Here is a 24285-nt window from a genome sequence, read left to right as displayed (position 1 = left end):
CTCGCGGGCCCCCCCCTTGGTGGCCCCGCCCATCCCGGGGGGGGGGCCCCCCCCCCCCGGCCCCCCCCCGACGGCATCGGAATCGGATCGTGCTCAGGCGGCGTAGATCACGTCGCGGTCGCGCTTGCGGGTGGTGCGCAGGGTGGCCTTGAGCGGCGTCTCCTGGCGGACCGACACGGAGACCGTGCCGTCCGTGGCGACCTTGCGGATCGGGGTCTCCGGCTGCTTGGCCGAGGCGCTCTGCGGCACCGGGGCCGACTCGGCCGGTTTCTCGACCGGCGTCAGCACGCCTTCCATCTCCTCGGCCAGCGAGAGCGTGGTGCTGACCTCGCCGAGCACCTCGGAGAGCCGGGCACCGAGCGCCTCACAGATCGCGGCGAGCAGCTCGCTGGACGCTTCCTTCTGACCTCGTTCGATCTCCGAGAGGTAGCCCAGGCTGACATTCGCGGCGGTGGACACCTCACGCAGCGTGCGGTGCTGCCCCTGCCGGCGGGCCCGAAGTGCGTCACCGATAACGCGGCGTAGCAGGACCATGGCACCTCCTCCTGCGGCGGGGCCACCGGCAACCGCCGGAGGCTTCCCGCAACCGTACCCGGTGTGGGCCACGGCGACATCCCGCCCCGCCGAAAACCGGGGCTCGCCGCCGGTCGGTGCTCAGCCGCGGCGCCGCGGGAGGACCAGCGACAGGACGTACACGGTGAGCACGGCCACCGCGACGGCGACGCCCGCGCCCAGGTCGTCGCGTACCGCAGAGATCACCAGGATCGCGGCCACCACCAGCGCCACCGCGACCGCCGGAAGCAGCCGGAACCGGGGTTCCGTCATCGCCGCACCACCTTCCGGGAAAGCTACGCCCGCGCCGGCGCCGTGCGCAGTTGATCGACGAGCAGTTCCAGGACGGCCGTCACGGCGCCGGTGCGCACGCCCGCCCGGTTGCCGCCCAGACGCAGTTCCCGGACCGCGGTGCCGCCCGGTCCGGCGACCGCGACGTAGACCAGGCCGACCGGCTTGCCGTCCTGCGGCTCAGGGCCGGCCACCCCGGTGGTGGCCAGCCCCCAGTCGGTCCGGCAGCGCTCCCGCGCGCCGGCCGCGAGCGCCTCGGCCACGTCCGGGTCGACCGGCCCGCGTTCGGCCAGCAACCCTTCCGGTACGCCGGCCAGCAGGTGCTTGAGCTCGGTCGCGTACACCACCAGCCCGCCCCGGAACACCGCGCTCACCCCGGGGATCTCGACCACGGTCGCGGCCACCAGCCCACCGGTCAGCGACTCCGCCGTGGCCAGCGTCTCCCGCCGTTCCACCAGCGCGTGCACCGCGGCCGCGGCCGCGACATCCAGTTCCACCCGGTCCCCTTCCCGCCGTTCCGCGACCGCGCCGTCCGGTCAGCGCGGGCGGGCCGCGGACCGGCGCAGACGGGCCGCCTGCAGCACATAGTCGACGCCGGTGCCGATCGTCACCACCAGCGCCGCGCCCATCAGCCACGGGCCGACCGCGTCCGCCGGGTCCGGCACCGGCCACAGATACCACGCGATCGCGGCGATCTGCAGCGCCGTCTTCACCTTGCCACCCCGGCTGGCCGGGATGACGCCGTACCGGATGACCCAGAACCGCAGCGCCGTCACGCCCCACTCGCGGAGCAGGATCAGCGCGGTGACCCACCAGGCCAGCGGGCCATAGAACGAGAGCAGCACCAGCGCGGTGCCGGTCAGCGCCTTGTCCGCGATCGGGTCGGCCACCTTGCCGAACGACGTGACGAGGGAGAACCGGCGGGCGATCCAGCCGTCCACGAAGTCGGTGGCGGAGGCCACGCAGAACGTCAGGCAGGCGATGATGCGCCAGCCCGACGACGTCATCCCGGACGCCACCACCACCGCGACGAACACCGGTACGAGCACGATCCGGACCGCGGTGAGCAGGTTGGCCGCGTTGTAGAGCGACACCACCCGCGGCGCGGCGACCGGAACCGGCTCGTCGGTCACTTCGGAGCCGCGGAGATCATTCCGACCGGGACCGCGATCAGGTCGACGCCCTCGGTGGCGGTCACCCGGGCGCGGACCAGGTCGCCGGGTCGCAGCGCGGCCAGGTCCACCCCGCCGTCGCCGGTCACCAGCGTGGTGGAGCCGTCCACCTCCGGGGCCTGGTGCTCGGCCCGGCCCTCGATCTCCGCCGCGGACACCGTGTCGACCAGCACCTCGACCTCGGATCCGAGCCGGTCCTCGGCGCGCTGGGCGCAGAGTTCCTCGGCGAGGGCGCTGATCCGGTCGTACCGGCGTTTGATCCGGTCCTCGTCCACCTTGTCGGGCAGGTCCGCAGCCTCGGTGCCGTCCTCGTCGCTGTAGTCGAAGACGCCGACCGCGTCGAGCCGCGCCTCGGTCAGGAACCGCATCAGCTCGTCCACGTCGCCGCGGGTCTCGCCGGGGAAGCCGACGATGAAGTTGCTGCGCGCGCCCGCCTCCGGCGCCAGCGCCCGGGCCGAGGCGAGCAGATCGAGGAACCGCTCGGTGGAGCCGAACCGGCGCATCCGGCGCAGCACCGGCTCGCTGGAGTGCTGGAACGACAGATCGAAGTACGCGGCCACGCCGGGCGTGGTGGCGATCACCTCGACCAGCCCGGGCCGGGTCTCGGCGGGCTGCAGGTAGCTGGCCCGGACCCGCACGATGCCGTCCACCGCGGCGAGCTGCGGGAGCAGCTTCTCCAGCGCCCGGGGATCACCCAGATCCTTGCCGTACGACGTGCTGTTCTCGCTCACCAGGACCAGCTCGCGGACGCCGGAGCGGGCCAGCCACTCGGCCTCGGCGAGCAGTTCCTGCGGGTCCCGGGAGACGAACGCGCCACGGAACGCCGGGATGGCGCAGAACGCGCACCGGCGGTCGCATCCGCTGGCCAGCTTGAGGCTGGCCACCGGGCCGTTGTCCAGCCGGCGCCGCAGCACCTGGCGCAGGTGGGCCGGGGTGTGCTCGTCCACGGTCGCGTGCCCGGGGACGATCACCTTGGCGGCCTGCCGGTGCACCGGGGTCAGCGGCAGCAGTTCGCGCCGGTCCCGCGGGGTGTGCGCGTCGAACCGCTCCCCGTTCAGCACGCCGTCCAGCCGGGCGGCGATGTCCGGGTAGTCGTCGAAGCCGAGCACCGCCTCCGCCTCGGGCAGGCTGTCGGCCAGCTCCTTGCCGTACCGCTCGGCCATGCAGCCGGCCGCCACCACCTTGGCGCCGGTGTCGGCCGCGGCGAGCAGCGTCTCGATCGAGTCCTGCTTCGCCTTCTCCACGAAGCCGCACGTGTTGACGAGCACCACGTCGGCGCCGTCGGCATCCGTGCTGACCTGCCAGCCGCCCGCGTCGAGGCGCGCGGCCAGCTCTTCGGAGTCCACCTCGTTACGCGCGCAGCCGAGAGTGAGCAGGGCGACACGGCGAGGGGCAGGGGTTACTGACACCCGGCAAAGGTTACCGGGCTGCGCTCGGGCGTCCGTCGCCCGCTCGGGTCCGGTCCCGGCGACTCGGGTGTGACCCAGGACACACCGTGGACGCCGTCCGGGCGGCGGGCCGCGCCGTCTTACCCCACGTGACTACTGACGAGGCGGAGCTGGTCCGCCGCTCGGCGCGCGGTGACCGGGCGGCGTTCGAGGAGCTGTACCGGCGTACCGCGCCCTGGCTGGCCCTGCGCCTGCGCCGCCGGTGCGCCGACGAGGAGATCGTCGCCGAGGTCATGCAGGAGACGTACCTGGCGGTGTGGCGCGCGGCCGGCTCGTTCGCCGGCGCCGCGGTGGACGGCAGCGCGGTGGGCTGGCTCTGGACCATCGCGGCCCGGCGGCTGGTCGACGCGTTCCGGCGGCGCGCCCGCCTGGCCGGGCCGCCGCCCGCCGCCGCACCACCGGCCGCGGCACCCGCCGCCGAGGACGAGGTCCTGGCCGGCCGGGTCAGCGCCGAGCTCGGCGTCGCACTGCAGGCGCTGGCGCCGGAGCTGCGCCAGGTGCTGCAGGCCATGGTGCTCGACGGGCTGTCGGTGCGGGACACCTCGGCACTGCTCGGGGTGCCGGAGAGCACGGTCAAGACGCGGGCCCGCCGGGCCCGCATCCTGCTGCGGGAGGCGCTGTCGTGAGCACCCACATCTCCGCCGGGCAGCTGGCCCGGTACGCGACCGGGACCGCCGGCCCGGACGACGCGGACGTCTGGGGAGTCGAGATCCACCTGGAGTCCTGCCCGGACTGCCGGGCCGGACTCGCCGGCCGGCTCGACCCGGGCACCGCCGCCCTGGTGGACCGGGTCGGCGGCGGCCTGGCCGGGGCGCTGGGCCCGGCACCGGCCCGGCGCCGGATGCCGGCCCGGCTGCACCGGTGGCTCGCCTGGACGCTGCTGCCCCGGTTGGCCGTCGTGATCGGCGCGCTGACCGCCGCGCTGACCCTGGAACTGCTGATGCCCGAGTTCCCCTCGCCGGTGCTGCTGGTCGCGCCGGTGGCCCCGCTCGCCGGGGTGGCGGCGGTCTGGTCCCGGCGTACCGACCCGGCCTGGGAGCTGATCACGGCGGCGCCGCAGAGCGGGCTGCTGCTGCTCCTGCGGCGCACGGTCGCCGTGCTCGCCACGCTCGTCCCGGTGCTCGCGGTGGCCGGCGGGATCGCCGGGGCGTCGCCCGCGCTGTGGCTGCTGCCCTGCCTGGCCACCACGGCCGCGACACTGGCCCTGGGCAGCCGCCTGGGCGTGCCCCGGGCGGCCGCCGTGGTGACCGGCACGTGGATCGCCGCGGTGGCCGCACCGGCCGTGCTCACCGAACGGCTGCCGGTGGTGCTGGGCGCCGGCAGCTGGCCCGGCTGGGCGGCCGCCACGGTGGCCCTGGCCGCGCTGGTGTGGTTCCGCGCCGGCGACTTCCACCGGCTGGCCAGCCGGTACTGAGCATGCCGAACCCGTCGTCCCGAGGAGAAGATCACCCGATGATCCGTGCCGTACCCGCCGCCGAACTGGCGCCGACCACCTGGGCCCATCCGGTCCGGGCCCGTGGCCTGCGGGTCCGGGCCGGCCGCCATCTGGCCGTGGACGGCCTCGACCTGTCCCTCGGCACCGGCGTGCACGGCCTGCTCGGCCCGAACGGGGCCGGCAAGACCACCCTGATGCGGGCCCTGGCCACCGTGGTCCGCCCGGCCGGCGGGCAGCTCGAACTGCTCGGCCGGCCGGTGCACGAGCGGGACGGCGACCTGCGGACGGTCCGGCGGGCGGTGGGCTACCTGCCGCAGCAGTTCGGCTACTACCCCCGCTTCACGGTCCGCGAGTTCGTCGAGTACCTGGCCTGGCTGAAGGAGATGCCGAAGGCGGACATCCCCGGCGCCGCGCAGCGGGCGATCGAGCGGACCGGGCTGACCGACCGGGCGGACCGGCGGCTGAAGACGCTCTCCGGCGGCATGCTCCGCCGGGCCGGCATCGCCCAGGCGATCGTGAACGATCCGGCGGTGCTGCTGCTCGACGAACCCACCGTCGGCCTGGACCCGGAGCAGCGGCTCGGCTTCCGCGAACTGCTGCGGGACGTCGGCACCGACAGCTGCGTGGTGGTCTCCACCCACCTGGTCGAGGACGTGGTGGCGGCCTGCACCGAGGTGGTGCTGCTGCACGCCGGCCGCCTGGCGTGGCAGGGCACGCCGGAGGAACTGGCGGCGGCCGGCGCGGCCGGGCACGCCGGCGACAGCCCGGCCGAACGCGGGTACGCGACGCTGCTCCAGCAGCACCGGGCCGAACGGGGGACGGACGCGTGAGCCGGGCACTCCGGATCGACCTGCGCCGGTCCCCCGCGGTGGCCGTCGGCCTGCTCGTGCTCGCGTTCGGCCTGGCCGGCATGTACCTGCTGTCCGGGGCCGAATGGGCCGGCCGGTGGACGGCGATGGCCCTGACCGTGCGGCTCTACCTGGGCTTCATGTGGCCGGTGACGCTGGCCGGCGGCTGCTGGCTGACCGGCCGGGACCGGCGCGGCCGGGTCGGCGAGCTGTTCGCCAGCACCGCCCGGCCGGGCTGGCAGCGGGTGCTGTCCCCGGCCACCGCGCTGACCATCGCCACCTCCGGCGGATATCTGCTGGTCATCGCGGCCTGCGTGCCCCTGGTCGCGGACACGGCCACCTACTTCCATCCCGCGGTGGTCGGCATCCTGGCGGTCGGGCTGCTGTCCCTGCTGGCGGCCGGCCTGCTCGGCATGGCCGCCGGCCGGCTCCTGCCCTCCCGGCTGACCGCGCCCACGCTCGCCGTCCTGGGCCTGATGTACGTGGTGTCGATCTCCTTCGTCAACTACTTCGACGCCGAGCGGATGCAGAGCACGGTGCTCCTGCTCACGCCCCAGCTGAACACCATGTTCCAGGACTTCGTCATCGTTCCGTCCCGGTTCACCGCCGGTCAGGCGCTCTGGTTCGCCGCCCTGGCCGGCGCCGGCTTCCTGCTGCTCGCCGCCCGCGGCCGCCGGGCCCGGGCGGCGGCCGTGGTGCTCCCGCTGGTGGCCGCCGCCGTGGCCGTACCGCTGCTGCCCCGGTCCGAGGGTCTGCACGCCGCCGCCCGGCTCGATCCCGGCGCCACCGCGCTGGTCTGCGCGCCGGGCACCCCCCGGGTCTGCGTCCGCCGGGCGCACGCCGTACTGCTGCCGGAGGTCGTGCCGCTCGGCCGGCAGGCCCTGGCCCGGCTGGCCGTGCTGCCCGATCCGCCGACGTCCGTGGTGGAGGCGGTCAGCTACCCGGGCAGTCCGCTGGGCACGGAACGGCCGGGCCCGGACGAGGTCTCGTTCTCCGCCTACCTCGACCGGGAGCGCCGGCTGGCCGATCCCGGGTCACTGTTGCTGGAGCTGCTCGCCGGCGGCGGCGCCCCGGCCTGTGTCCGGATGTCGGACGACGACTACGCGGCGCGCCAGGCGGCCGGGTACTGGCTGGCCGGGCAGGCCCCGGCCGACGCCGACGAGGGCGCCGAGACCTGGCGTGCGCTCACCGCGCTGCCGGCGGACGAACAGGCGCGGCGGGTCGGCGACCTGCGCCGGGCCGCGCTGCGGTGTGCGCCGGACCTGACCGCCGTACTGGTCGGCCGGCGCGGCTGAGCGGCCGGTCAGTCCACCCGCAGCTGGGCCAGCGTCTCCTCCAGCTCGTCCGGCTTGACCAGCACGTCGCGGGCCTTGGAACCCTCGGACGGGCCGACGATGCCGCGCGTCTCCATCAGGTCCATCAGGCGGCCCGCCTTGGCGAATCCGACCCGCAGCTTGCGCTGCAGCATCGAGGTGGAACCGAACTGCGACGTGACGACCAGCTCGATGGCCTGGATCAGCACGTCCAGGTCGTCGCCGATCTCCTCGTCGATCTGCTTCTTCTTGTCCGCCGGCGGGGCGGTGACGTCCTCGCGGAACTCCGGTTCCCGCTGTTCCTTGCAGAACTTGACGACCGCGTGGATTTCCTTCTCGTCCACCCAGGCGCCCTGGATGCGAACCGGCTTGGAGGCACCCATCGGCAGGAACAGCCCGTCGCCGCGGCCCAGCAGCTTCTCCGCGCCGGGCTGGTCCAGGATGACCCGGGAGTCGGCCAGCGAGCTGGTGGCGAACGCCAGCCGGGACGGCACGTTCGCCTTGATCAGGCCGGTGACCACGTCCACCGACGGGCGCTGGGTGGCCAGCACCAGGTGGATGCCGGCGGCGCGGGCCAGCTGGGTGATCCGGACCACCGAGTCCTCGACGTCGCGCGGCGCGACCATCATCAGGTCGGCCAGCTCGTCGATGATGACCAGCAGATACGGGTACGGCTTCATCACCCGTTCGCTGCCCGGCGGTGCGGTGATCTCGCCGCTGCGGACCTTGCGGTTGAAGTCGTCGATGTGGCGTACCCCGTTGGCGGCCAGGTCGTCGTACCGCATGTCCATCTCGCGGACGACCCACTCGAGCGCGTCGGCGGCCTTCTTCGGGTTCGTGATGATCGGCGTGACCAGGTGCGGGATGCCCTCGTACGCGGTCATCTCGACCCGCTTCGGGTCGACCAGCAGCAGCCGCACCTCGTCCGGCGTGGCCCGGGTGAGCAGCGACACCAGCAGCGAGTTCAGGCAGGAACTCTTGCCCGCGCCGGTGGCGCCGGCGATCAGGATGTGCGGCATCTTGGCCAGGTTCGCGACCACGAACCCGCCTTCGATGTCCTTGCCGAGCGCGACCAGCATCGGGTGGTGGTCGGCGGCGGCCGCCCGGGACCGCAGCACGTCGCCGAGCGACACGTTCTCCGGGTCGGTGTTGGGGATCTCCACGCCGACCGCGCTCTTGCCCGGGATCGGGCTGAGGATGCGCACGTCCGGCGACTTCACCGAGTAGGCGATGTTGCGGGACAGCTGGGTGATCCGCTCCACCTTGACGCCCGGGCCGACCTCGACCTCGTACCGGGTCACGGTCGGTCCGCGGGTGAAGCCGGTGACCTGGGCGTCGATGTTGAACTGGTCGAACACCCCGGTCAGCGCGGCCATCACCTCGTCGTTGGCGCGGCTGCGGGTCTTCGGCGCGGAGCCCTTGCCCAGGATGGTCGGCGGCGGCAGGCGGTAGTCGCCGGGTACCGCGGTGATGTCCAGCTGCTCGGCGCGGGTGGGCAGCGGCGAGTGCTCCGGGGGTTCCGGCTGCGCCTTGCGGCTGGCCGGCACCTTCGGCTCGCGTGCCAGCAGGACCGTGTCGTGCACGACCGCGTCGTCCGGCTCGGCGTCCGGGTCCAGCCCGATGTCGGCCAGCGAGCCCTGGCGGCGGCGGGCCGGACGGCGGGTCTTGGCCGGCTGCTCGTCCGCCTCGGCGTCGTCGTCCGGGTCGTCCGGCGGGGGCAGCGGGGCCCGGGCGGTGGACCGGCGCAGCAGCACGTCGGTCAGCAGCAGGAAGCGTTCCGGGATCCGGCTGATCGGCGTCGCGGTGATCACCAGCAGGCCGAACAGCAGGAGCAGGATCAGCAGGGGTACGGCCACCCAGGCGGTCACCGCGCGCTGCAGCAGCGCGCCGACGCCGAAGCCGATGAGTCCGCCGGAGGAGTTCAGCTCGACGTCGTCGACCGGCTGCTGGGCCACGTGCAGCAGCCCGGCGGTGGCCACCACGATCGCCGACCAGCCGACCACCGACCGGCCGCGGTGCTCCGGGTCGGCGGGCTTGCGCATCAGCCGGACCGCGCCGTACAGCAGCAGCACCGGCAGCAGCACGGACAGGCTGCCGAAGAACAGGCGTACCGCGTCGGCCAGCCAGAGGCCGACCGGGCCGGCGCTGCCCGCCCACACCGCCACCCCGATCAGGATGGCGAGGCCGAGCAGCAGGAGACCGGCGCCGTCGCGGCGGTGTTCCGGGTCGATCTCCCGGGCGGTGGCGGCCTGCCGGCCGACGCCGCGGGCGGCCCAGCCCACGCTGTGCGCGAGGCCCATCCAGAGCCCGCGGACGCCCCGGGCGACCCCGGTGGCGACCACGGCGCCCGCGCTGGGCCGGCGGACCGTGCTGCGGCGCGCGGCCGGGCGCCGGGCCGGCTGACGGGCGGCGGTCTGCTTGGCGGGTTGTTTGCGGGCGCGCGACGACGCGGCACCGCGCTGGTTGGACGCGGCGCGGCCCCGGCTCGCCGGAGGAGTGCGGCCCGCCATGCCGACCACGGTAGCGGCGCGACGTCCGGGAGCCACGGCGCCGCACCGTGGAGGTTTTTCGCTTTTGCCTACCGGGAGGCGGCGGCCGGGGTGCGACGGTGATGAATGCGGACGTAACCGACCCAGGAGACGAGCACCACCACGCCGGCCACGACCATGGCCACGGTCCGGTACCCGGTCGGGAAGATCACACCCTCGACGTAGTTCTGCAGGAAGCCACCCGGTTTCGGCGCCATCCCGGCGCGTTCCCGGGCCCGGTCCTCCAGCCAGGTCAGCGGGCACAACAGGCTGGCCGCCACCACCAGCACCAGCCAGGCCGCGCCGGCCACCTGCGCCCAGATCAGGCGCGGCCACCGCCAGGCGAGGAAACCGCCGAACACACCGAAGGCGAGGAACGCGAAGTGCGCGACGGCGGCGGCATAGGCGACCAGGCGGTATCCCACGGCCCTACGGTACGCGCAGTGCTGCCCCGTGCCGGACGGAGGAAGACCGGCACGGGGCAGCGGATCGGGGCGGGTTACGGGGTGCTGAAGCCGAGCGTGTAGGCGCCGGTGCCGCTGCGCGCCACCACCACGTACCGGTAGGTGCCGGACCGGCCGCTGAAGGTGAGTTCCTTGTCGCCGGTGCCGTTGGCCTGCGCGACGGTACGGAAGCCGCCCAGGGTCAGCCGCTGCAGCACCAGGTCGAAGTCGGCGCCCTCGGGGGCGTCCAGGCAGGCGGTCTGCCGGCCGGAACCGGCCCGGTACGCGCCGCCGTTCGGCTGGGCCTGGGCGTTGCCGGCGCGGGACAGCGAGCCCTCGCGCTGGTTCGGCAGGCCGGCGCAGGCGGACGTCTCGTCCTCGCCGCCCTCGTCGCCCTGCTCACCCTCCTCGGCCGGAGGCGCGGTCTCGCCGCCGCCGCCCGTGGTGACCAGGGTCAGGTCGTTCACCGCGAGGATCTCGTTGACCGGCTGGAAGAACGTGACGCCGCCGTCGTCGCAGTTGCCGGAGCCGCCGGACGTGACGCCCTGGGCCTGGTCGCCGGAGAGCCACGGGCCGCCGGAGTCGCCGGGCTCCGCGCAGACGTTGGTCTGGGTGAGGCCGGTGACCGCGCCCTCCGGGTAGACCACGGTCTGGTTCTTCGCCAGGATCTCGCCGCAGAAGGTGCCGGTGGTGGAACCGGACCGGCAGATCGCCGCGCCCACCGGGGCCTCGGTGTTGCCGGCCACCGGCAGCAGGTTGCCGGCGAAGTCGTTGACCACCGGCTCCGGGGTGAAGTTTCCGTTCACCTCGACGAAGCCCATGTCGGCGGTGCCCGGGAAGACCGAGGCGCGCACGGTGCCCTGCTGCTGACCGTCCTCGGTACTGGTCGGGGAACCGGCCCGCCCGCAGTGACCGGCGGTGACGAAGCCGCCCTCCACCGAGAAGCCGACCGAGCACTTGGCGTTGCCGTTGATCAGGTACGCGTCGGCGCCCCGCACGTCGACCAGCGGCTTCGGACGCTCCTGCGTCTTCACCGCCACCGCGTCGGTGTCCAGGCCGGCCTCCTCGGCGAACGCCCAGGCGTCGTCGGTGTTGCCGGGCTGCGCGACCACCACCAGCTTGTTCGTCGCCGGGTCCACGTACCAGCCGGTCAGGTCGCCGGCCGCGGACCGGGCCGCGTCCAGCTTCTCCTTCGCCACGTCCAGATCCTGCTCGCTGCGCTTGACCAGGACCGGTTCGGCACCGGCGGCCCTGACCCGGGCCATCGCGTCCCGGTCGGTCACCGCGATCTTCAGCGTGGTGCCGTCGTCGGCCAGCCAGGCGCCACCGAACTCGCTGCCGGTCTGCGCGGCCAGCCGCGCCGAGGTCCGGCCGGCCCATTCCGCCCGGTCCACCCGGGCACGTGCCTCGGCGTCGTCCACGCCCAGGTCGCGCCGCATCGCCTCGAGCAGTTGCGGAGCGACGTCACCGGCGGCGGCCCTCGGGGCGCTGCCACCACGGGGCGAGGTCGTGCCGGCCATCGAGGGCAACGTGAAAGCCACCGCTGCCCCGGTCGCCACCACCGCCACCGCCGCAATGGCGATCCGCTTGCGCTGCATACTCCGCACTCCCCTCGACACGGGCGCCGTGGGGGCGGCGCCGTGCCCGGGAGTACGGAGGGGGGACCGGAACGGTTGAACTATTCAGACATTCCTAAGAAACAATCTCCGGCGTCACACCTCGACCACGGTCGGCACGATCATCGGCCGCCGCCGGTACGCGTCGTTGACCCAGCGCCCGACGGTCCGGCGGACCACCTGCTGCAGCTGGTGCGGATCGGTGATGCCGTCCTCGGCCGAACGGTGCAACGCGGCGGTGAGCAGCGGGATCACCGGGTTGAACGCCTCCGGGTCCTCGGAGAAGCCCTTCGCCGAGATGTTCGGCTCGCCGACCACCTTGCCGGTCACCGAGTCGATCACCACGGTGGCCGAGATGAAGCCGCCGTCGCCCAGGATGCGACGCTCGGTCAGCAACGACTCGCTGACGTCGCCCACGGCCAGGCCGTCGACGTACACGTAACGGCTCTTGACCCGGCCCACGTGCCGGGCGTGACCCTCGATCAGGTCGACCACGTCGCCGTCCTCGCACAGCACCACCCGGTCCGGCGCGACCCCGGACTCGATGCCGAGCTGGGCGTGCGCGCGCAGGTGCCGCCACTCGCCGTGCACCGGCATCAGGTTGCTCGGCCGGACCACGTTGAGCAGGTAGAGCAGTTCGCCGGCCGGGGCGTGACCGGACACGTGCACCTTGGCGGTGTCCTTGTGCACCACGGTGGCGCCGGCCCGGGCCAGCTGGTTGATCACCCGGTACACCGAGGTCTCGTTGCCCGGCACCAGCGAGCTGGCCAGCACCACGGTGTCGCCGGGCTCGATCGTGATGTGCCGGTGGTCGCCGGTGGACATCCGGCCCAGCGCGCTCATCGGCTCGCCCTGCGACCCGGTGGACATGAAGACGATCTCGTCCGGCGGCAGGTTCGTCGCCTCGTCCAGGCTGACCAGCAGCCCCTCCGGGATGCGCAGCAGGCCCAGGTCGCGGGCGATGCCCATGTTGCGGACCATGGACCGGCCGATCAGCGCGACCTTGCGCTCGTACTCGTACGCGGCGTCCATCACCTGCTGCACGCGGTGCACGTGCGAGGCGAAACTGGCCACGATGACCCGGCCCTTGGCCTTGCCGAAGATGGCGTTCAGCACCGGGCCGATGTCGCGTTCCGGCGTGACGAAGCCGGGGATCTCCGCGTTCGTGGAGTCGGACAGCAGCAGGTCCACGCCCTCGGCGCCGAGCCGGGCGAAGCCGGCCAGGTCGGTGATCCGGCCGTCCAGCGGGACCTGGTCCATCTTGAAGTCGCCGGTGTGCAGGATCAGACCGGCCGGCGTCCGGACCGCCACCGCGAGCGCGTCCGGGATCGAGTGGTTCACCGCGAAGAACTCGCACTCGAACGGCCCGAGCCGCTCACGCTGCCCCTCCCGCACGGTCAGCGTGTACGGGTCCAGCCGCCGCTCGGCGAGTTTCGCCTCGACCAGCGCCAGGGTGAACTCCGAACCCACCAGCGGGATGTCCGGTTTGTGGGCGAGTAGATAGGGCACCGCGCCGATGTGGTCCTCGTGACCGTGGGTCAGCACGATCGCCTGCACGTCGTCGAGCCGGTCCAGAATCGGCGAGAAGTCCGGCAGAATCAGGTCGACGCCCGGCTGCTCGACGTCGGGGAACAACACCCCGCAGTCCACCACCAGCAGCTTGCCGTCGAACTCGAAGACCGTCATGTTGCGGCCGATGGCACCGAGGCCGCCGAGCGGGATGACGCGCAGGGCGCCCTCGGGCAACGGCGGAGGCGGATCCAGCTCCGCGTGAGCTTGACTCATTCCTGTCTTTCTAATCGTGTGCGCCGAGGGACAGACCCGCCGCAGCGGCGTCCTCGATCAGTTGGTTCGTCTCGGCCTCGGTCGCGTCCACCAGCGGCGACCGCACCGGCCCGGCGGGGAGTCCCAGCAGCGTCAGCCCCGCCTTGACCAGGATGGTCCCCTGGGTCCGGAAGATTCCGGTGAACAGCGGAAGCAGCTGCCGGTGCAGCGCCAGAGCGGTGGCGGTCTCGCCGCGCTCGTACGCGGAGATCATGTCCTGGGTCGGTGCCCCGATCAGGTGCGTGGACGTGCCCACCACGCCGACCGCCCCGATGGACAGCCAGGGCAGCGTGGCGGCGTCCTCGCCGGAGTAGTACGCGAGGTTGCTCTGCGCCATCACCCGCGCGGAGCCGGCCAGATCGCCCTTGGCGTCCTTGACCGCGACGATCGCCGGGTGCTCGGCGAGCCGCAGCAGCGTCTCGGTGGCGATCGGCACCCCGGACCGGTGCGGAATGTCATACAGCATGACCGGCAGGCCGGTGGCGTCCGCAACGGTCGTGAAATGCCGGATCAGGCCCGACTGCGGCGGCTTGTTGTAGTAAGGGGTCACGACCAGCAGGCCGTGCGCGCCCGCCTTCTCCGCGCTCCGGGCCAGCTCGACGGTGTGCGCGGTGTTGTTCGTGCCCACGCCGGCGACGATCCGGGCCCGGTCGCCGACCGCCTCGACCACCGCGCGGATCAGCGTCTCCTTCTCCGCGTCCGTGGTGGTCGGCGACTCGCCGCCGGTGCCACTGATCACGAGTGCGTCGTTGCGCTGGTGGTCGACCAGGTGTGCGGCCAGCTTCTGGGCGCCGTCGACATCGAGCGAGCCGTCCGGAGCGAACGGGGTCACCATGGCCGTCAGCAGCCGTCCGAAGGGCCGCGGGTCCTGCGTCATACCCAACAACTTATCGGACGGCCGGGACCGGCAGCACCGCGCGCCGGTCAGCCACCCGGGGTACGGACGTACTCACCGATGCGGTACCGCAGGCCGGTCCGGGAGGTCTGCCAACCCGGCGGTGCCCCGGTCAGCTCCCGCCACCCGGCACCCAGCTCGGGCGCCCGGGCGTCGCCCGGTACATCGAGTTCGACCAGCGTGCGGACCACGTGACCGGCGTGCGGCAGGAAGGCCGCGTAGACCTCCGCGCCGCCGATCACCCAGACGTCGTCGTGACCGGCCAGCACCTCGGACACCGAGCCGGCCGGTTCCGCGCCCGGCGCCGACCATTCCCTCCGGCGGGTGAGCACCACGTTGCGCCGTCCCGGCAGCGGCCGCACGCCGGCCGGCAGCGAGTCCCAGGTGCCCCGGCCCATCACCACGGTCGCGCCCATGGTGCGGTCCTTGAAGTGCCGCATGTCCTCCGGCAGGTGCCAGGGGATGGTGCCGGCCGCCCCGATGACCCGGTCGTGGGCCTCGGCCCAGATCAGCCGGACCGTCATACCGCCACGGGGGCGCGCAGCGCCGGGTGGTGCTGGTAGTCCACGACCGTGAAGTGGTCGAACGTGTAGTCGAACAGCGAGGGCGCCGGGGCCAGCTCCAGGCGCGGGAACGGGTACGCCGGGCGGGACAGCTGCTCGCGGACCTGCTCGACGTGGTTGGCATAGATGTGGCAGTCCCCGCCCACCCAGATGAGATCGCCCGGAAGCAGCCCGACCTGGGCGGCCACCATCCGGGTCAGCAGCGCGTAACTCGCGATGTTGAACGGCACGCCGAGGAACAGGTCGGCGCTGCGCTGGTACAGCTGGCAGGACAGGCGCCCGTCGGCCACGTAGAACTGGAACAGCGCGTGGCACGGCTCCAGCGCCATCTTGGGCAGGTCGGCCACGTTCCAGGCGGAGACCACCATGCGCCGCGAGTCCGGGTTGGTGCGCAACGTGTCGAGCACCTTGGCGATCTGGTCGACGGTGCCGCCGTCCGGCGTGGGCCAGGCGCGCCACTGGTGGCCGTACACCGGGCCCAGGTTTCCGTCCGGGTCCGCCCACTCGTCCCAGATCGTCACGCCCTGCTCCCGCAGCCAGGCGGTGTTGCTGTCGCCGCGCAGGAACCACAGCAGCTCGACCGCGACCGACTTGAAGTGCACCCGCTTCGTGGTGACCAGCGGAAACGACTCCGACAGGTCGTAGCGCAGCCGCTCGCCGAAGAGGCTGGCCGTACCGGTGCCGGTGCGGTCCTCCTTCGGTGTGCCGGTCTCCAGCACCCGGCGCAGCAACTGTTCGTACTGGGTGTCGACGGTCATGCGCTTCCCCACTTCACAGACTTCCCGCGGCTTTCCACGACTTCACACGGCCGCACACGGCCTCACACGTAGAACGAGGTGAACGGCGCCCAGGGCAGGTTGCGCAGCACGCTCCACACACCCCAGGCGGCGATGAACGCGCCGATCACCTTCGGGGAGAGGTTCAGCTGCGGCAACCGGCGGCCGAACATGCGCTCGCCGGCCCAGGCCACGTAGAGGTAGAGGAGGAACGGCACCGCGAACACGAACAGCGCGTGGTGGCGCGCGGCGGCGGGCAGGTCGCCGTGCAGCAGGTACCACGCGGCGCGGGTGCCGCCGCACCCCGGGCAGACGAACCCGGTGGTGTATTTGAGCAGGCAGGTCGGTGGGTCGCCGGCGCCGGCCTCGGTGGGGTGGCTGGCCATCGTGTAGCCGATCGCGCCGCCCATGCAGACCAGCAGTGCGGTGGGCGCGGCCCAGACCGGCGAGCCGTACCAGACCCGGTGGACAAACCTGGTGAACCGGTCCGGCGTGGGCGGCGGGTACGGCGGGTGTCCGGGCCACTCCTGCTGGGCGGTCTCGGTCATGGCCGTCACGGTACACCGGCCGATCCGGTGCGCGGCCTCACGGGACGGCCGCCGATCCGGTGCGCGCCACTCACCAGACGCCCGCCGATCCGGTGCGCGGCACTCACGGGATGGCCGCCGATCCGGCGGCCAGGGCGGCCGCGAGCGGGCGGGCCAGGTCGCCCCGCTCGGGTGCGGCGATCCGGTCCAGGCCGAGCCAACCGGACAACCGGCGCAACTCGGCGGCGAGCGCACCGGCGGTCTCCGACTCGTCCGCGCCCGGCTCGATCCAGGCCGCCGGGATCTGCAGCACCCCCGCCTTGCGGTCCGCCTTGAGGTCCACCCGGGCGGCGAACCGCTCTCCCAGCAGGAACGGCAGCACGTAGTAGCCGTAGAGCCGCTGCGGCGCGGGCACGTAGATCTCGATCCGATAGGTCATGTCGAACAGCCGCTCGGTGCGCGCCCGCTCCCAGATCAGCGGATCGAACGGGCTGACCAGGGTGGCCGCCCGCACCCACCGCGGCAGCCGGGCCTGATGATGCAGATAGGCCGGCTGCTTCCAGCCCTGCACCGCCACCGGCCGCAGCACCCCGTCCTCCACCAGTTCCGCCACGGCCTGCTTGAACCCGGCCACCGGCAGCCGGAAGTAGTCGCGCAGCTCACCCTCGGCGGCCACCCCCAGCGCCCGCGCGGACAGCTCGACCAGGGCCCGGACCGCATCCGGGAACGCCGGAGTGGGCGCGTCCAGCACGGCCGGCGGCAGCACCCGCTCGGGCAGGTCGTACCGTCGGGCGAAGGACGTGGTGCGGTCCGCCGCGGTGACCTGACCGCTGTAGAACAGCCACTCCAGGGCCTGCTTGACCACCGACCAGTTCCATCCCCAGTGGTCCTTGCTGCGGGGCGCGTCGTGCTCGATGTCCGCCGCGGTGATCGGGCCCCGCCGGCGCACCTCGTCGAGCACCCAGGCCACCAGGTCGGGCTGCTCGGTGGCGATCCGCCGCATGTTGCCCCAGGCGAAATCCTTCGCGTTCGACATCCGCCAGCGGAACAGCGGCTGCAGGTCGACGGTGATCAGCGACGCCTCGTGGCCCCAGAACTCGAACAGTTCCCGGGGCCGCCGATAGGCCGCCCGCTCCAGCAGCGCGGCCGGATAGGGGCCGAGGCGGCTGTACAGCGGCATGAAGTGCGCGCGCTGCAGCACATTCACCGAGTCCATCTGGATCAGGTGCAGGCGGCGCAGCACCCGGCGCAGGTGCCGCAGGTCGGTCGCACCGCCGGGCGCGGGGTCGGTGAAGCCCTGCGCGGCCAGCGTGATGCGGCGGGCCTGCGACACGGAGAGCGAGTCTGGGAGTGCCATCGCCGAGCACGCTAAACCAGGGGTACGACAGAATCGGCGCCATGGTGGCGATCCGCCCGCTCCGGGACGCGGACATCGACGCGGTGGCCGCGGTGCACGTGCGGACCTGGCAGGTGGCGTACGCCGGACTCGTGCCCGCCGAGCACCTCGACCGGCTGGATCCGGCCGTGTTCGCCGAGCGCCGCCGGCGACGGTCCCCGGTCCCCGGCGTGCGCACTGTGGTGGCCGACGACGAGGGCGTGATCATCGGGTTCGCCGCGTACGGCCCGTACCGGGCGGAGCACGGCGAACCGGACGAGCCGGCGGCGGGCGAGCTCTACGCCGTGTACGTCGACCCCGGACGGTGGGGTGCCGGGACCGGACGGGACCTGCTCGGCCGGGCCCGGACCGACCTCGGCGCGGCCGGGTTCCGGGAGATGCGGCTCTGGGTGCTCGAGGGCAACTCGCGGGCGCGCCGGTTCTACGAACGCGCCGGGCTCCGTCCGGACGGGGTGCGGGACACGTACACCCCGCGCGGCACCACCGTGGAACTGCCCGAGATCCGCTACGCGGTACGTCTGTAGGCTGCCCACCATGGCACTCGGCTACGTCCGTCCCGCCCGTCCCGAGGACGCCGGCGAGATCGCCCGCATCCAACTTCTCACCTGGCGTACGGCGTACCGGCGGATGTTCCCCGCGCACGTGCTCGCCAACCTGGACGAGGCGTACCTGGCCCGGGGCTGGACCGAGGCGATCACCGCGCCGCCGTCCCCGCGGCACCGCGTGCTGATCGCCGTGGAACAGGGCGAGTCCGCCACCACCACGGTCGGGTTCGCGGCCGGCGGCCCGGCCGACGAGCAGGCTCTCGCCCCGGAGGAACCGGCGCTGGGCGACGAGGTCGCGGCGGTGACCGATCTGCTGGTGGAGCCGCGCTGGAGCCGGCGCGGGCACGGCAGCCGGCTGCTGGCGGCCACCGTGGACCTGTGGCGGGAGGACGGCTTCCAGCGCGCGGTGGCCTGGGCGTACGACGCGGACGAGGCGATGAAGAAGTTCCTCACCTCGACCGGGTGGGAGCCGGACGGGGCCGGGCGCGCGCTCGACGTGGACGACATGCTGGTCCCCCAGTTCCGCCTGCACGTCGACCTGAGCCCCCCGACCGACTGAACGGGCCGGCCGGGACTCGAACGGGGCGGTCAGTCCAGAAGCGTGTCGAGGCCGATGGTGAGGCCGGGGCGGTTCCGCACGTTGCGCACCGCGAGCAGCACCCCGGGCATGAACGAGGACCGGTCCAGGGAGTCGTGCCGGACGGTGAGGATCTCGCCCTCCGTGCCGAACAGCACCTCCTGGTGCGCGACCAGGCCGGCCGCACGCACCGAGTGCACGCGTACCCCGTTGATGTCGGTGCCGCGCGCCCCCGCCTGCTCCTCCTTGGTGGCGTCCGGCACCGGACCGAGACCCGCCTCGGCCCGCGCGTCGGCGATCAGCCGCGCGGTGTGCGTGGCGGTGCCGCTCGGCGCGTCCAGCTTGCGCGGGTGGTGCTGCTCGATGATCTCGACGGACTCGAAGTAGCGGGCCGCCTTCGCCGCGAACTGCATCATCAGCACGGCGCCGATGCCGAAGTTGGGGGCGATTATCACGCCGACGCCGGGCTTGTGGGACAGCCAGTTGCGGACCCGGTCGAGGCGCTGGTCGGTGAAGCCGCTGGTGCCGACGACCACGCTGATGCCCTGGTCCACGGCCCAGTGCAGGTTGTCCATCACCACGTCGGGGGTGGTGAAGTCGACCAGCACCTGCGCGGCCGCGTCGGAGGCGTTGAACAGCCAGTCGCCCTGGTCGATCATCGCGACCAGTTCCAGGTCGTCGGCGGCGTCGATGGCCTTGCACACTTCGATGCCCATGCGCCCGCGGGCACCGAGAACGCCGACGCGGAGCGGTTCCTGCTCGTCAGTCACGACCTCAACTTAACCCATCGGACACCGCACGCCGGGACCGCCACCACCGTTCGCCGAGACCCACGACCACGAACACCAGACCGACGTACGCCCAGCCGACAAGCACGTCGATCACCCAGTGCTCGGCCGTGTAGACCAGGGTGAACGTCATCGCCAGCGGGTACGACAGCAGCACCGGCCACCAGCGGCGGCGCACCATCGGCAGGAAGAACACCACCGCCATGAACGCGAACGCGGTGTGCAGTGACGGCATCGCCGCGACCGGGTTGGACGCCTCCACCTGCAACGCGTTCAGCGTGTTGCCGGCGCCGTGCAGGCCGATCGCGTCCCAGCCCTTGGTGGAGATGCGGGTGGCCTCGATCAGCGCGCCGTGCTTCGCCTCGGCGGCCCACCACGGCGGCGCCGCCGGGTAGAGGAAGTACGTGATCAGGCCGAGTACGCACAGCGTGAACCAGCGGCGCATGAACCGGGCCCACTGCGGGCGGGTGCGCATCCACAGCACCACCGCGATGGTCGGCACGGTCAGGAAGTGCGAGAAGTACACGATCGAGACCACCACCTCCCACCACTGCACCACGCCGGGCTGCCACAGGTGCTGCTGCAGCCAGCTGGTCGGCACCTGGTCCCCGGTGAACCAGCCGAACATCAGCTTGTCCGCGGCGATCAGCTCGGTGACGTGCGGGGCGAACAGGTTGTCGGCGTACCCGCGGGAGATGTTGTAGACGACCAGCAGCAGGCTGATCGGCAGCCAGTCGCGCAGGAACCGCAGGTGCTCGCGCCACGGCAACTCGCTGCGCCAGGCGATGGTGGCCAGCCAGAGCCAGCCGAACGCGATCAGCGGGTCGCTGGTCGGCACGCCGATGAAGTACGTACCGACGGCGAACAGCACCGCCCAGATCGACATGCCGACGATCCGGCGGCGCCGCCCGTGGTCGGGCGGCGCCGGCGGGGTCTGTTCGGGGCTCAGCGTGCGGGTCATCATCGACCAGTAAACGCCGAGGAGTCGAACGGGCCGACCACGGCCAGGGACATCGGCTGGGACAGCAGGTCGTGGGCGAGCGCGTTGACGTCGTCCAGCGTCACCGCGTCGACCTCGGCGAGCAGGCCGTCCACGGTCATCAGGTCGCCGTACAGCATCTCGCTCTTGGCCAGCCGGCTCATCCGCGAGCCGGTGTCCTCCAGGCCCAGCACGTACGAGCCCTTCACCATGCCCTTGCCGCGCGCCACCTCCTCGGCGGTGACCCCGGACTTCGCGATCTTGCCGAGTTCCGCCCGGGCCAGATCCAGCACCTCGTCCACCTTGCCGGGCGCGCAGCCGGCGTAGACGCCGAACAGGCCGGCGTCGGCGTACTGGCTGCCGTAGGAGTAGACCGAGTACGCCAGCCCGCGCTTCTCCCGGATCTCCTGGAACAACCGGCTGGACATGCCGCCACCGAGCACGTTGTTCAGCACGCCCAGCGCGAACCGGCGGTCGTCCAGCCGGCCGATGCCGGTGGCGCCGAGCACGATGTGCGCCTGTTCGGTGTCGCGGCTGCGCACCACGGTCTGCGCGGGCAGCGTGCGGACCCGGCGGTCCGCGGGGCGGTGCGCCTCGGGCGCGGCGGGTTCGGTGTCCAGCGCGGTGCCGGCGATCGCCTTGCGGATGAGCCGGACGACCGTGCCGTGGTCCAGGTTGCCGGCCGCGGCGATGACGATGCGCGGCGGCACGTAGCGGCGCCGGTAGAACCGGTTGATCTGGGTCCGGGTCATCGGGGCGATGGTCGCCTCGGTGCCCGAGATCAGCCGGCCGAGCGGGTGGTCGCCGAAGATGACCTCGGTGAACAGGTCATGGACCTCGTCACCGGGCTCGTCGTCGTGCATGGCGATCTCCTCCAGGATCACGCCACGTTCGGTCTCCACGTCGGGCGGTGCGAGCACCGAGTCGGCCACCGCGTCGCAGAGCACATCCACGGCGAGCGGCAGGTCGGCGTCCAGCACCCGCGCGTAGTAGCAGGTGTATTCCTTCGTGGTGAAGGCGTTCGTCTCGCCGCCGACCGCCTCGATCTCGGCGGAGATGTCCAGCGCGGTGCGCTTCCGGGTGCCCTTGAACAGCAGGTGCTCGAGGAAGTGCGAGGCGCCGGAGAGAGCCGGGGTCTCGTCCCGGGAGCCTACGTTCACCCAGACGCCGATCGAGGCGCTGCGGGTGGTCTGGATGCTCTCGGTGACGATCCGCAGGCCGCTGGGGAGCACGGTACGGCGTACGCCGTCCTGCAGGTTAGTCGTTTTCATCCGGTTCAGGGCGGCGGTGGGGCGGTCGGACGGGGTGGAGGTGCGGGCCGGCCTCCCGGCCGGCCCGCGTTGCCCAACTGTCATCTCAGCTTTCGCGCGGTCCGCGGTCGCCGCCGCCGGAGCGCTGACGGCGCCGGCGGGGTTCGCCGCCGCCCTCACCGCGCGGTCCGCGGTCCTCGCGCGGCGGACGGCCGCCCTCGGCTGCCGCGCCGGCCGGCGCCTCGGGCGCCTCGGCACCCTCCGGACGGACCTTGTCGAGGTAGATCTTGCCGCGGGCGTCGATGTCCGCGATCTGCACCTCGACCTTGTCGCCGACGTTGAGGAAGTCCTCGACCTTGTCGACCCGCTTGCCGTCGCCCACCTTGGAGATGTGCAGCAGGCCGTCGCGGCCGGGCAGCAGCGAAATGAACGCGCCGAACGCGGCCGTCTTCACCACCGTGCCGAGGAACTTGTCGCCGGACTTCGGCATGGTCGGGTTGGCGATCGCGTTGATCCGCTCGACCGCCGCCTCGGCCGCCGGGCCGTTGGTCGCGCCCACGTAGATCGTGCCGTCGTCCTCGATGGAGATGTCGGCGCCGGTCTCGTCCTGGATCGCGTTGATGGTCTGGCCCTTCGGCCCGATCACCATGCCGATCTTGTCGACCGGGATCTTGACGCTGGTGACCCGCGGCGCGTACTCGGACATCTCGGCCGGGGCGTTGATCGCCTCCTGCATCACGCCGAGGATGGTCGCCCGGGCGTCGTGCGCCTGCTGCAGCGCGGACGCCAGCACGTCCGACGGGATGCCGTCCAGCTTGGTGTCGAGCTGCAGCGCGGTGACGAACTCGGACGTGCCGGCGACCTTGAAGTCCATGTCGCCGAACGCGTCCTCGGCACCGAGGATGTCGGTGAGCGCGACGTACTGGGTCTTGCCGTCGACCTCGTCCGAGATCAGGCCCATCGCGATGCCGGCGACCGGGGCCTTCAGCGGCACACCGGCGGACAGCAGCGACAGGGTCGAGGCGCAGACCGAGCCCATCGACGTCGAGCCGTTCGAGCTCAGCGCCTCGGAGACCTGGCGGATCGCGTACGGGAACTCCTCGCGCGACGGCAGCACCGGCACCAGGGCCCGCTCGGCCAGCGCGCCGTGACCGATCTCGCGGCGCTTCGGCGAGCCGACCCGGCCGGTCTCACCGGTCGAGTACGGCGGGAAGTTGTAGTTGTGCATGTAGCGCTTGGACTTCTCCGGCGCGAGCGTGTCCAGCGCCTGCTCCAGACGCAGCATGTTCAGCGTGGTGACGCCGAGGATCTGCGTCTCGCCACGCTCGAACAGCGCCGAGCCGTGCACCCGCGGCAGCACGCCGACCTGAGCGCTCAGCGGCCGGATGTCGCGCGGGCCGCGGCCGTCGATGCGGACCTGCTCGCGCAGCACGCGGGCGCGGACCTCGGACTTGGTCAGCGACCGGAACGCGGCGCTGATCTCCTTCTCGCGGCCCTCGAACTGCGGGGCGACGGTCTCATGCGCCTTGGCCTTGATCCGGTCCAGGGCCTCCTCGCGGTCGGCCTTGCCGGCGATCTTCAGCGCCTCCGCGGTCTCCTCGCGGACCGCCTCGGACACCGCCGAGAACACGTCGTCCTGGTAGTCCAGGAACACCGGGAAGTCGGCGACCGGCTTGGCGGCGATCTCGGCGAGTTCACTCTGCGCGCGGCACAGCTCACGGATGGCCGACTTGGCGGCCTCCAGCCCGCTGGCCACGACCTCCTCGGTCGGCTTCGGCGCACCGGCGGCGATCAGGCCCAGCGCGTGCGGGGTGGCCTCGGCCTCGACCATCATGATCGCGACCTCGCCGTCCGGCAGGGTGCGGCCGGCGACGATCATGTCAAAGGTGGCCCGGGCCAGCTCCTCCAGCGTGGGGAAGTTGACCCACTGACCCTCGATGTGGGCCACCCGGGTCGAGCCGACCGGGCCGCTGAACGGCAGACCGGACAGCTTGGTGGACATCGACGCGCCGTTCATGGCGACCACGTCGTACGGGTGCTGCGGGTCGAGCGCGAGGATGGTCTCGACGACCTGGACCTCGTTGCGCAGGCCCTTGGTGAACGACGGGCGCAGCGGCCGGTCGATCAGGCGGCAGGTGAGGATGGCGTCCTCGCTGGGGCGGCCCTCGCGGCGGAAGAACGAGCCGGGGATGCGGCCCACGGCGTACATCCGCTCCTCCACGTCGACGGTCAGCGGGAAGAAGTCGAAGTGCTCCTTCGGCTGCTTGCTGGCCGTGGTCGCGGAGAGGACGGTGGTCTCGCCGAGCTGGACGATCACCGAGCCGGCGGCCTGCTTGGCCAGCCGTCCGGTCGAGAACGTGATTTCCCGGGTGCCGAACGAACCGTTGTCGATCGTCGCGGTCCTGGATTCGGTGCCGAGAGCGGTGTTCTGCTCTGTCATGTGGTGCGGTACTCCTTCGTCGAAGGACCCGGCGGTCTGCACAGCGCGGTATGTCGTCAGGCTGGCCGGTCTTCGATCG

General features: G+C 72.7%; 24 protein-coding genes. 6 read left to right on the top strand and 18 right to left on the bottom strand.

All coding sequences use genetic code 11. The features are described from left to right. Positions 1-93: 93 nt before the first annotated feature. From LDL48_RS20600 to rimO, 5 genes are all read right to left on the bottom strand, one after another. Positions 94-534, bottom strand: a complete 441-nt coding sequence (locus tag LDL48_RS20600; RefSeq protein WP_225256815.1) for a helix-turn-helix domain-containing protein — start codon at positions 532-534, stop codon at positions 94-96. A 120-nt stretch (positions 535-654) separates the two neighbouring features. Then, the gene (locus LDL48_RS20595) at positions 655-825 is read right to left on the bottom strand and encodes a hypothetical protein (RefSeq protein ID WP_225256814.1); all 171 of its coding nucleotides are present in this window, start codon (positions 823-825) and stop codon (positions 655-657) included. 23 nt (positions 826-848) lie between these two features. Continuing rightward, entirely contained in the window at positions 849-1340 is a 492-nt protein-coding gene (locus tag LDL48_RS20590; protein ID WP_225256813.1) for a CinA family protein, read from the bottom strand. A 39-nt stretch (positions 1341-1379) separates the two neighbouring features. Next, entirely contained in the window at positions 1380-1976 is a 597-nt protein-coding gene (gene pgsA, locus LDL48_RS20585; RefSeq protein WP_225256812.1) for a CDP-diacylglycerol--glycerol-3-phosphate 3-phosphatidyltransferase, read from the bottom strand. After that, complete coding sequence (rimO, locus tag LDL48_RS20580; protein ID WP_225256811.1) at positions 1973-3424, bottom strand: 30S ribosomal protein S12 methylthiotransferase RimO; 1452 nt, start codon at positions 3422-3424, stop codon at positions 1973-1975. The genes pgsA and rimO overlap by 4 nt, the downstream gene beginning before the upstream one ends. Before the next feature lie 128 nt (positions 3425-3552). Here rimO and LDL48_RS20575 point away from each other — a divergent pair, with 128 nt between their 5' ends. The 4 genes from LDL48_RS20575 to LDL48_RS20560 are packed head-to-tail and all read left to right on the top strand — an operon-like array spanning position 3553 to position 7041. After that, the gene (locus LDL48_RS20575) at positions 3553-4089 is read left to right on the top strand and encodes an RNA polymerase sigma factor (protein ID WP_225256810.1); all 537 of its coding nucleotides are present in this window, start codon (positions 3553-3555) and stop codon (positions 4087-4089) included. After that, complete coding sequence (locus LDL48_RS20570) at positions 4086-4877, top strand: hypothetical protein (RefSeq protein WP_225256809.1); 792 nt, start codon at positions 4086-4088, stop codon at positions 4875-4877. Before LDL48_RS20575 ends, LDL48_RS20570 begins: the two co-directional genes overlap by 4 nt. A 38-nt stretch (positions 4878-4915) precedes the next feature. After that, positions 4916-5728 carry an ABC transporter ATP-binding protein gene (locus LDL48_RS20565; protein ID WP_225256808.1) on the top strand — a complete coding sequence of 271 codons (813 nt, stop codon included), beginning with the start codon at positions 4916-4918 and terminating at the stop codon, positions 5726-5728. Continuing rightward, the gene (locus LDL48_RS20560; protein ID WP_225256807.1) at positions 5725-7041 is read left to right on the top strand and encodes an ABC transporter permease; all 1317 of its coding nucleotides are present in this window, start codon (positions 5725-5727) and stop codon (positions 7039-7041) included. Before LDL48_RS20565 ends, LDL48_RS20560 begins: the two co-directional genes overlap by 4 nt. An 8-nt stretch (positions 7042-7049) precedes the next feature. Here the strand turns inward: LDL48_RS20560 and LDL48_RS20555 are convergent, their stop codons facing one another. The 9 genes from LDL48_RS20555 to LDL48_RS20515 form a co-directional block, all read right to left on the bottom strand. Next, positions 7050-9569, bottom strand: coding sequence for an FtsK/SpoIIIE family DNA translocase (locus LDL48_RS20555; protein WP_225256806.1), 2520 nt, complete (start codon positions 9567-9569; stop codon positions 7050-7052). Positions 9570-9637: 68 nt separating this feature from the next. Further along, positions 9638-10012: a DUF2784 domain-containing protein gene (locus LDL48_RS20550; protein ID WP_225256805.1), complete on the bottom strand. Its 375-nt coding sequence runs from the start codon at positions 10010-10012 to the stop codon at positions 9638-9640. A 74-nt stretch (positions 10013-10086) separates the two neighbouring features. After that, positions 10087-11628 (bottom strand): S1 family peptidase, encoded by a 1542-nt coding sequence (locus tag LDL48_RS20545; protein ID WP_225256804.1) that lies wholly within the window; start codon positions 11626-11628, stop codon positions 10087-10089. 114 nt (positions 11629-11742) lie between these two features. Next, positions 11743-13431 (bottom strand): ribonuclease J, encoded by a 1689-nt coding sequence (locus tag LDL48_RS20540; RefSeq protein ID WP_225256803.1) that lies wholly within the window; start codon positions 13429-13431, stop codon positions 11743-11745. 10 nt (positions 13432-13441) lie between these two features. Continuing rightward, positions 13442-14347, bottom strand: coding sequence for a 4-hydroxy-tetrahydrodipicolinate synthase (gene dapA / locus LDL48_RS20535; RefSeq protein WP_225256802.1), 906 nt, complete (start codon positions 14345-14347; stop codon positions 13442-13444). 47 nt (positions 14348-14394) lie between these two features. Continuing rightward, positions 14395-14889, bottom strand: a complete 495-nt coding sequence (locus LDL48_RS20530) for a dihydrofolate reductase (RefSeq protein ID WP_225256801.1) — start codon at positions 14887-14889, stop codon at positions 14395-14397. Then, complete coding sequence (locus LDL48_RS20525; protein WP_225256800.1) at positions 14886-15686, bottom strand: thymidylate synthase; 801 nt, start codon at positions 15684-15686, stop codon at positions 14886-14888. Before LDL48_RS20525 ends, LDL48_RS20530 begins: the two co-directional genes overlap by 4 nt. A 62-nt stretch (positions 15687-15748) precedes the next feature. Beyond that, positions 15749-16252 carry a DUF2752 domain-containing protein gene (locus LDL48_RS20520; RefSeq protein ID WP_225256799.1) on the bottom strand — a complete coding sequence of 168 codons (504 nt, stop codon included), beginning with the start codon at positions 16250-16252 and terminating at the stop codon, positions 15749-15751. 103 nt (positions 16253-16355) lie between these two features. Then, a complete protein-coding gene (locus LDL48_RS20515; RefSeq protein WP_225256798.1) occupies positions 16356-17588 on the bottom strand; it encodes a winged helix-turn-helix domain-containing protein in 1233 nt (410 codons plus the stop codon). A gap of 41 nt (positions 17589-17629) precedes the next feature. On the opposite strand from LDL48_RS20515, the gene LDL48_RS20510 reads away from it, so the two are divergent. Both LDL48_RS20510 and LDL48_RS20505 read left to right on the top strand, forming a co-directional pair. After that, positions 17630-18151 carry a GNAT family N-acetyltransferase gene (locus LDL48_RS20510; protein WP_225256797.1) on the top strand — a complete coding sequence of 174 codons (522 nt, stop codon included), beginning with the start codon at positions 17630-17632 and terminating at the stop codon, positions 18149-18151. 10 nt (positions 18152-18161) lie between these two features. Beyond that, entirely contained in the window at positions 18162-18731 is a 570-nt protein-coding gene (locus LDL48_RS20505) for a GNAT family N-acetyltransferase (protein WP_225256796.1), read from the top strand. Between the two features lie 29 nt (positions 18732-18760). On the opposite strand, the gene dapB is transcribed toward LDL48_RS20505, so the two are convergent. The 4 genes from dapB to LDL48_RS20485 all read right to left on the bottom strand — a co-directional run bounded on the left by dapB (position 18761) and on the right by LDL48_RS20485 (position 24206). Beyond that, positions 18761-19519 (bottom strand): 4-hydroxy-tetrahydrodipicolinate reductase, encoded by a 759-nt coding sequence (gene dapB, locus LDL48_RS20500; protein ID WP_225256795.1) that lies wholly within the window; start codon positions 19517-19519, stop codon positions 18761-18763. A gap of 4 nt (positions 19520-19523) precedes the next feature. After that, positions 19524-20498 carry a phosphatase PAP2 family protein gene (locus tag LDL48_RS20495; protein ID WP_225256794.1) on the bottom strand — a complete coding sequence of 325 codons (975 nt, stop codon included), beginning with the start codon at positions 20496-20498 and terminating at the stop codon, positions 19524-19526. Further along, positions 20498-21787 carry a M16 family metallopeptidase gene (locus LDL48_RS20490; protein WP_225256793.1) on the bottom strand — a complete coding sequence of 430 codons (1290 nt, stop codon included), beginning with the start codon at positions 21785-21787 and terminating at the stop codon, positions 20498-20500. The genes LDL48_RS20495 and LDL48_RS20490 overlap by 1 nt, the downstream gene beginning before the upstream one ends. Positions 21788-21872: 85 nt before the next feature. After that, the gene (locus LDL48_RS20485; protein WP_225256792.1) at positions 21873-24206 is read right to left on the bottom strand and encodes a polyribonucleotide nucleotidyltransferase; all 2334 of its coding nucleotides are present in this window, start codon (positions 24204-24206) and stop codon (positions 21873-21875) included. Positions 24207-24285: the final 79 nt, after the last annotated feature.

It is taken from the genome of Jidongwangia harbinensis, assembly GCF_020216025.1.
Lineage (GTDB): Bacteria > Actinomycetota > Actinomycetes > Mycobacteriales > Micromonosporaceae > Actinoplanes > Actinoplanes harbinensis.
This window is presented reverse-complemented; position numbering and strand designations above follow the sequence as displayed.